We start from the raw sequence: 8,031 nt of genomic DNA, 5'->3' as shown, positions 1-8,031 counted from the left end.
TCAGTTGGTCCCGGGAAGTCAGTATGAGTGCGAATCCCGATCAATGGCATAAGGCTATAAAGGACGGCACCGATGAATATATCATCAATGTCCTCGACTGGTTCAAGAGCGGTGATCCGTGCGATTATATTGTCAACGATCTCATGGTCGAATACAAAGACATGATCGATTCGATGAGAAATACCGGAGCAAAACTGACATTCAATGTTGCCTGTGTAGCATGGCCCCACGGCCCGAATCATGGTATCGGGGACGGCGAGTCACCTTACGAGTTCAGCGATTTCGATTGCCTTGTTGACTTCGAAAATACGCAAAACTGTACGGTCGTTCCGGCGAGCTATCTGTTTATCCGCATCTACAAGGAACGTGGCTATAACTACGTCACCTGTGATAATATCCATGCCTCCCGTTTTGCCATAATCATGAATATCCACATGCTCTACCAATATCTTACCGGTGAAAGTCCGATCGGGCTCTCGACGTACCGTCATTCCACCGGTGAATTGCTTTCGGGTACGGCATCCGACAGTGACTGGGAGTGGGCCGAAGAAACCGCGGCGGAAGAATGGCTGCGGTGGCAGAATTTAAAGAGCGGAGCAACAACTCTTGCCCGCTTTAAGACCGCCCCGGCTCATTCCATCCCGGAATTCAACCATGCAGTCGATAATTTCATCTTTAATCCGGCAGGACAGAAAATCGGGGTGATGCCCACTAATTCTGCAAGGGGAGTGTACATAAATAAAAAGGGTACTACAACACTGATCATCAATACAAATTCACCTGCAAAACCTTAATTTGGCGCCGCCGCCTACAACCAATTCTGGAGGTATTATGAATAATCGATCCCGCATACATATCAAACTCCTCCTGTGCATCGCGATTTTACAGGGGATACTTTTGGCCGCCGATGTAGAAATTGCCTATTTCCGGTATAATAAAAAAGCGGCGGCGTCATTTACTTTTGATGATGCTCTCTCCTGCGCCTTCGATAAGGCCGCCCCACTTTTTGATATGTATGGTTACAAAATCACCGAATATATCCAGGTAAACCGGACTTTTGAAGACCAGTGGCCTCACTGGCGTGAAATTGCACAAAACGGCCATGAGGTCAGCAATCACACCTGGACCCATCAGAACGGCAACATGGATGTTGCTGATTACGATTACGAGATCAAACAGGCTGCCGACAGTATCTACCGGATGACCGGGATTTTCCCCATGTCCTTTGCCTACCCAGGATGTAAATATACCGAGCGATGCAGGAAATATATTCTCGATGTTCATCCGCTCGATCGGATATGCGGAAAACTCTATGTTAACGGGCAGATGACTATTCAGGCGGCAAGGCATGGGCGCTGGACCCCCTCTGGGCGGTTGCCCTTTTTCATGCCATTGGTAACGGCGGTCTTCTTCCCTGGGGATTCGACAGTCTTGCCCAACATATTCATTATGTCCACGAGACATACGACGACAGTCTCTGGGTCGACACCTACGCCAATGTGGGACGGTATATCATGGAACGGGACAGTGCCACACTCGAAGTTGTGAGCAGTACCGCAACCAGCGTGACGGTCCGACTGACCCTTCCCCCGGAAATGGCCGGCAAAGAAACCTATGGATTCAAATGGTTCGACGTCCCCCTGACTCTCATAATCGATGAGGGCGGTGAAGAACTGCTTTATGATCTCGTTCCGGGCCCCGATCCCGTCACCATTGAGTATAGCCGGTGTTATACAAAAGGCGCCGATCCGACCTCCAATGAAATATCCGGGAAAACCGTCCCCGGACAAGAACACCGGAAACTCCGGGCCGTCAGAAGTAATGATGGAACGGCATTGCACCTTACCATGCCCTCGGTGCACCATGAGGCTCTTGCCGTTTCCCTGTATTCGTTGTCGGGACGAAAAATTTCAAGTACAGCCCGGCGGGGAGACTCACCTTCCTCGATAACACTCCCGCTGCCCTCAAGCAGCGCCGTCTATATCTGCAGAATAGAATCGAGTCAAGGAGAATTCCATTCTTTTATGGTTGCGAAACAATAACCTCCAAAGGAGAAATAATGATTGGAGATAAAAAGCTGCACGGGATCATCATCCTTCTTTTACTGGGGGCGCCGGCTCTATTCGCCCAGTCGTGGGGCTGTGCATCACGGGTTTTTAGCCGACCCGACGCCTTTGTTTTCGGCAACAATGGTATCGACGATCTGCGGATGGTCATGTTTACCCCCGACAACTGGCAACAAAGCGACAGCCGTCCTGCCATGCTTATCGTTTTCGCCGGGGGATTCAACAAAAAATGTGTCGACGGCTTTACCGCTTTCCGGCGTTATTACTCACGGCAGGGCTTTGTGGTCTTTGTCCACGAATACCAGTTGCTCAGCCAGGGAGTAACCTATATCGAAGAACAGGTTCCCGATTGCAAGATGGCTGTGCGGTGGGTCAGAAAAAACGCAGCCGAACTTGGCGTTGATCCAAATCGGATTATCTCATTCGGTGGATCGGCGGGAGGATTTCTTTCAACCTCTTCTGCTGCGATCGAGGGACTTGAACATTCAGACCAGGACCTGACCATATCGTCAAAACCCGACCTCTGCATGGAAGTCTCCGCGGTCCTGAAAATCGCCGGAACCGTCTACGATGAAGATACACGGATGGGAGAAGAAATTGAAGCTTTACGGAATCTTTCGGACAACATGCCCCCTACTATTCTCATGTACGGCTTTGATGACGGCCTTAAGGAGCAAGGGAAAGAGTTTATCGACAGTGCCGCCGATTATTCTTTCGATACTGAACTCCACATTTTCAACGGTGAAGGAAGAAAAGGGCACAGTTTCTGTTTCCGGGAGGACTCTACCGTTGCACCGGCCGGTGAAGACTCGGTCATTTCCTGGACAATGGCATTCTTCGAAAAGCACGGCTTTTTGCCGGAACAGGACCCGGTAGCGGCACGCCCCTTTTGCCGTCAATTGACCGACAAACCAGCCCTCAATATCAATGCTGGTTTCACGCCTGTTTTCTATACTTTATCAGGAAAAAGAATTCTCCATCGCAATATCAATTCCGGTTCTCTCTCAGGCGGTCCCCGCTCCCATAGCTCCTGCATCTATATCATGAAATCGGGACCGAGAAACTACAAGCAGGATTTTTATATCGCACGCTGATACGGTGGTGCTGAGGGGGAATACCACTCCTGTCGAAAAACTGTAAGGAAAAAGCGTCGCCTCAAAAAAAACCGCATCCAAAAGCATTTCCCTAAACAAAAGACCAAAATTTTTTCCGCAAGTTTTCTCAGGTTCATTCGTCATATATATTGGATGAGTAGTCTAAACAGGGCCGTATTTTGTTCCGGAGTTTTAGTTGAACGACGACGAATTACTGCAAAAACTTCACGATGGTGACCGTAGCGCTTTTGCCGCTCTGGTACGGGAGTACCAGTCGATGGTAGTGAAAACATGTTACCGTATTCTGGGCACCAGAGAAGAGGCTGAAGATGCCGCACAGGATGTTTTTGTTCGGCTCCTTAAAAAAGCCGGTGACTTCCGGGGAGATTCAAAAATCTCCACCTGGCTGTACAAAATAGCGGTGAACACTTCCCTCAACCATCTTCGAAAAAGGAAATGGGTTTCCTTTCTGGATATCTTTTCCCTTTCCGATAAGGAACCCGGCAAAACAGCGTATGTTCCACCGGCATCGAACAATGACCGCCCGGACCACCGAATGGATCGCAAGGACGAGCGGAGAATGCTCAATGAGGCTCTGGGAAAAATTCCTGCAAAGCAGCGGATTGCCTTTGTCTTGAGCAAATATGACAATTTTTCCTATGAAGAAATCGCTGATATTATGAAAACCAGTCTTTCATCAGTGGAGTCCCTTATTCACCGGGCAAAAGTAAATCTTCAGAAAAAGCTTGTTTCATATTACCAAAGTTCATAAAGTTCGCAAGTTTTTTTAAAATAGAGGTGTCATATTAAATGAGGTACAAAAAATGAACTGCAAAGACATACAAAATTCATTAATCGACATAATCGATGGAAGCCCGGAGTCCATAAAAATCGAGCAGTATCATGTCCATATTAGATCGTGTACCCGTTGCCGGAACATAGTACAGAAGGTCAGTGAATCCTGGAACAAGTGGGATCCCGCAGCAGAAATAGAGGTTCCACCAAATTTTTATCATGAAATTGTTCAAAAAATCGAACATAACCATAATCCGCTTACTTTTATCGAAGAAACAATGCATAAATGGCAACTGATAGTACAACCGGCAATAGCGATACTTCTTATTATTGCGGGAATCCGCCTTGGTGCCTACCTGGGCACGGGGCAGACACAGCAGCATGCAGATACAACCAAAGTGGCAACGGCATCAGAGGGCTATTACGATGTTTTCGATGTATTGCCGACCAACACGATGGCTGATTATTACTACGGAACCTCGGCGTATGAAGAGGAGACGGTACAATGAAAACAAAAACCATAACCTTTCTCTTAATAATTTTGACAGCCATAAATATCACCGGATTCGGGTTCATGATTTATCACCGTTTTTTTACCCGTCCATCCTATCATCGAGCTCCCGGCCTCATGAGACATGGGCCGCGGGGCTTAATCAGAGACCTTGAACTCAAGCCGGAGCAACGGCAAAAAATATTCATGCTCAGAAAAAAAATCCACCGGGAAACATCGGATATCAGGAATTCGCTCCGGGACTCCCAGAAAAGCCTTCTGGGATATGTGCAAAAAGAAAATCCCGATACCGCAGCCATCGACAGTATCCTTAAAACGATATCACGTTACCAGTATGCGCTGCACAGGAAAGCAATTTACGGAATGATGAAAGAAAAAGGAATATTGACGCCCGAACAACGCGAAAAAATGATGAAGAGATTCGAAAGACGAATAGAACAGTGCGGCCCCCGTTTCCCCGGCATGCCACCCGACGGAAAAGAACGCCGTCATTTGCACGGGAGAATGGGCAGAGGCCCTTTCAGAAAGGGTAATTGAGGAGTAATTTCCAGAAGAAGCTTTTCTGAACAGCTGCCGAATAGAAAGCACATAAAAACGTAACGGTCGTTCAGGGAATACCCGGGTATCTCACGAAAGGCCACCCATAGTTCACTTAACCACTCTCAGGGGAGGTAATCATGAAACAACGAACACTCTCACTAATAACTCTGGCCGCATTGGCGATGACGCTTTTTGCAGGAACCGCCCTTGCCCGGGGACCCCATCATGGGAAAAACTGTGAGGGCTCACCCCGCATACTGGAGATCATCCCCGATCTGACCGACAATCAGAAGGCGGAGATCGAAACACTTATCGAACAGAAACGCTCGGCAATGAAAGATGAACGGAAAAAGGGGCTCAAACTGATGATCGAATTGAAAAAACTGGTCGAAGATGACGTTGCTGAACCCAAAGTTCACGCCAAAATCGACCAGATCGCCGAACACCGGGCAACAGGCATGAAAAAACGATACGCTCACCACCGCGAAATTGCAAAAGTACTCACCGAAGAACAACGGGAGTATTTAAAGGAGCTTGGTCCGGGTTTCATGATGCATAAATTTGGTTGCGGCCGTAAAGGTCATGGCCAAATGCACGGCTGGTAATCCTTTACGGGGCCCTGTCAAACTACCCGAGGCTGCCTTTCAGCATTCCAGAAGGCAGCCTTTTTTATTATCCCCCCTTTCCATTCTAAAGTTTGTGCATTATTTTAATTTATAAACTTTTTATGTGTTTCAGCAAGGAGCAGCATTGCAATAGATTATTATTGTATTGCTACTCTTTTAGCTTATAACCGGAATTCGGAGTATAATCATGCAACGTTTTTTTCGTACCCTTATTTTTTTCTTTTTTACTTTCCAACCCTCTCTTTTTGCTCTTTCTTTTTATGTTTCACCAACAGGGCTTGATACAAATCCGGGTACGGAGGCCCAGCCTTTCAGGAGTTTGCATAAAGCTGCAGAGGCTGTTGCATTATCAGGCAAGACAGAAGCAATTTCAGTCATTATTCGCGAGGGAACCTATTACCTCGACAGCACCCTTACATTCACCCCTGAGCACAGCGGTACCGCCGATGCAAAGGTTGTTTTTTCTTCATTTCCCGGTGAAAACGTTATCATTCATGGTGGGGCAACAATTACCGGGTGGCACAAGGTTACAATTGATCCTCCCGGTACTCCTGCCGCGGCGGCGGGAAAACTCTGGGAGGCCGATATCGATACCGGATGGTTGTTTCATTCGCTTATTGTTGAAGGGATCGAACAACGACGGGCAATGAAGCCCGATCATGATATCTGGAAAGATTTTGTGGGTGGTCAGGAAGAATGGCCCGACCTCGAAAGCTGGCAAAGTGTGTCCCCTATCGGTCAGTACATCGTACTTCCTTCCGGCTACCTTTCCTCTCCTCCAGCCAACGGATGTCTTGAAATAAATGTTGCCCCCATCGACTGGAAAAATGATCTCTCCGTGTTGCGGAATATCGATACTTCATTGAATTCAGCCATGCGGCACAGCAAAAATATCATTACCGGTTTTCGAAGTACCGGGGCGCCTTTTCGCATAGAAAATATCATTTCGGCATTGGATACCCCCGGCGAATGGTGTGTCGATTCGGGTATCGGTAAAGTTTACTACTGGCCGCCCGATGATACCATGAATAATAAGCAGGTCGACGCACCCCGTCTTTACAACCTTATCCGGCTGCAAGGTGAAGAAAGCACAAGTCAATGGGTCCACCATATCGAATTTGAAGGCATAACCTTTGCCTATGCCGATCGTATGCCCGCCGACCAGTGGCCCGACGAATGGACAAAGAGAAATTTCGAAAATCCTGACGGCGCTCTTTATCTGCAGGGTGTCGAATACTGCGCAGTCCGCAATTGCCGGGTGATCCACACCGGTGCCAATGCAATAGCTCTCGATCACCATGTCCAGAATGTCGCCATCGAAGGCAATGAGCTCGCCTGGTGCGGCTCGGGTGGAGTCCAGATGTACGGATACGGTCCGGGGACAAAAGATGAACAGAAATACAATTCGGTTATCCGTAATCATATTCACCATGTAGGACTGGTCTACTGGCATGGATGTGCCGTTTCGCTGTTCCAGAGCGGGCATAATACCATTTCTCATAATTACATGCACGATCTCCCCTACTGTGGGGTTTCCATTGTCGGAACCAGCTATGAAACAATTAACCGGGGCCCCGGTACAGGTGCGGTGGATACCTATGGTAATGGTGAAGCAATGCATCATATCAGATGGAATGAAATCCCGGGCATGCTTTTTACCCGGGGCAATGTACTCCCCTATCTTCATTCGCGTAGTAATATTGTGGAGAAAAATATCGTGGTCGACTGCATGCTGAAGCTCGCCGATGGTGGCGCCTATTATACCTGGTCATGCGGGGCCTATAATGAATTTAAAGATAATCTTACTCATTACACGACCATGCCCTTCGATAAACGGCGGGCCTATGCTGTTTATATGGATGACAATGTCGATAGCACCCTCCTGCAATCAAATATCTCATGGGCTGAAACACACGATGTTATCAGCATCAAACACAAAGGCGATAACCAGTGGATAAATCACCTGGATTCGACATCCCGCACCCCTCAATACGACTCCATACAAAACATTATCCTTCAGGAAGTTGATGCTGCAGGTGGATGGATCGGCGAAATAACCGACCGGACTTTGGATGCCTCTGTGTCTCGATTTATTGGATCAACCGGACCTTACGCCACTACTGTGAGGGTAACATCGAAGAAAAGCAATCACATTGTAATTGAGCTGATATTTTCTTCGAAATCAAAGAGTCCCCTCGAAATTACGCTCTACGATTTTCTTGGAAGGGCCATTGCGGCCGGAAAATTCAACAGGATAAATCCGGGCAAACAAACACTTTATTTGAGGAGGGCCGGAGGATTTCCGGGAAATGCCTATATTTGTCAAATCAAAACGGAAAAAAGCAACCAACATTTCAGAGTAATTAATTTCGAATAACCCGTACTTAGCTCATCAAAGC

The 8,031-nt window shown here is 47.6% G+C and carries 9 protein-coding genes; all 9 read left to right on the top strand.

Going from position 1 to position 8,031, the window contains the following annotated elements; translation table 11 throughout:
• The first annotated feature begins 23 nt into the window (after positions 1-23).
• Positions 24-794: a hypothetical protein gene (locus GF401_12400; GenBank protein MBD3345855.1), complete on the top strand. Its 771-nt coding sequence runs from the start codon at positions 24-26 to the stop codon at positions 792-794.
• A 37-nt stretch (positions 795-831) separates the two neighbouring features.
• Positions 832-1,548: a polysaccharide deacetylase family protein gene (locus GF401_12395; protein MBD3345854.1), complete on the top strand. Its 717-nt coding sequence runs from the start codon at positions 832-834 to the stop codon at positions 1,546-1,548.
• Positions 1,515-2,042: a hypothetical protein gene (locus tag GF401_12390; GenBank protein MBD3345853.1), complete on the top strand. Its 528-nt coding sequence runs from the start codon at positions 1,515-1,517 to the stop codon at positions 2,040-2,042. The genes GF401_12395 and GF401_12390 overlap by 34 nt, the downstream gene beginning before the upstream one ends.
• A gap of 17 nt (positions 2,043-2,059) precedes the next feature.
• A complete protein-coding gene (locus tag GF401_12385) occupies positions 2,060-3,160 on the top strand; it encodes an alpha/beta hydrolase fold domain-containing protein (protein ID MBD3345852.1) in 1,101 nt (366 codons plus the stop codon).
• A 196-nt stretch (positions 3,161-3,356) separates the two neighbouring features.
• A complete protein-coding gene (locus GF401_12380) occupies positions 3,357-3,932 on the top strand; it encodes a sigma-70 family RNA polymerase sigma factor (GenBank protein MBD3345851.1) in 576 nt (191 codons plus the stop codon).
• Positions 3,933-3,984: 52 nt separating this feature from the next.
• A complete protein-coding gene (locus tag GF401_12375) occupies positions 3,985-4,464 on the top strand; it encodes a hypothetical protein (GenBank protein ID MBD3345850.1) in 480 nt (159 codons plus the stop codon).
• Positions 4,461-5,003, top strand: coding sequence for a periplasmic heavy metal sensor (locus GF401_12370; protein MBD3345849.1), 543 nt, complete (start codon positions 4,461-4,463; stop codon positions 5,001-5,003). The genes GF401_12375 and GF401_12370 overlap by 4 nt, the downstream gene beginning before the upstream one ends.
• Positions 5,004-5,143: 140 nt before the next feature.
• A complete protein-coding gene (locus GF401_12365) occupies positions 5,144-5,611 on the top strand; it encodes a periplasmic heavy metal sensor (protein MBD3345848.1) in 468 nt (155 codons plus the stop codon).
• Positions 5,612-5,819: 208 nt separating this feature from the next.
• A complete protein-coding gene (locus tag GF401_12360) occupies positions 5,820-8,009 on the top strand; it encodes a hypothetical protein (protein MBD3345847.1) in 2,190 nt (729 codons plus the stop codon).
• Positions 8,010-8,031: the final 22 nt, after the last annotated feature.

The sequence above is a fragment of the Chitinivibrionales bacterium genome, from assembly GCA_014728215.1.
In the GTDB taxonomy this organism is placed as follows: Bacteria; Fibrobacterota; Chitinivibrionia; order Chitinivibrionales; family WJKA01; genus WJKA01.
This window is presented reverse-complemented; position numbering and strand designations above follow the sequence as displayed.